Consider the following 699-nt stretch of genomic DNA (forward strand, 5'->3'; position numbering starts at 1 on the left):
CGGGCCCGTAGTAGAAGCCGGTGGAGTACGGCCGGTGCGACACGCACGCGAGCTCGGCCGCGCCCTCGGCCGGGTCGGCCCCGTCGAGCACGCGGCGGTAGGCATGCACGACCGACGCCACGTAGAACGCCTTCTTGTTGCGCCCCTCTATCTTGAGCGAGTCCACGCCAGCTGCGGCCAGATCGTCCAGGTGCTCCACCATGCACAGGTCCTGCGCGTTCATGACGTAGGTGCCGCGCACGTCCTCCTCCACGGGGTAGAACTCGCCGGGACGCTGCTCCTCCACGAGCGCGTAGCTCCACCGGCAGGGCTGGGCGCAGTGCCCCTTGTTGCCCGAGCGGCCGGCCATGGCCGAGCTCAACAGGCAGCGTCCGGACACGGCCATGCACATGGCCCCGTGCACGAAGGCCTCCAGCTCCAGCTCGCGCGGCGCGTCGGCGCGCATGCGGGCGATGTCGGCCACGCTCATCTCGCGGGCGCACACCACGCGGCTCGCGCCCAGCTCGTGCCACATGCGGGCCGCCTCGGCGTTCATGACGCCGGCCTGCGTGCTCACGTGCAGCTCGACATGCGGCGCGTGCCGACGCGCGAGCGAGAAGGCGCCGAGGTCGCTCACGATGAGCGCGTCGGCATCCGCCGCGTCGAGCGCCTCCAGGTACGCCGGCAGCGCGGCCACATCGTCGGCGCCCATGAGCGCGT

At 72.1% G+C, this 699-nt stretch carries 1 protein-coding gene; it reads right to left on the minus strand.

Annotated elements, in window-relative coordinates; genetic code table 11:
• A partial coding sequence (locus GPA_RS03300; RefSeq protein ID WP_167536702.1) for a peptidase U32 family protein occupies positions 1–699 on the minus strand: 699 nt, incomplete at both ends.

The organism is Gordonibacter pamelaeae 7-10-1-b (assembly GCF_000210055.1).
Classification (GTDB): domain Bacteria; phylum Actinomycetota; class Coriobacteriia; order Coriobacteriales; family Eggerthellaceae; genus Gordonibacter; species Gordonibacter pamelaeae.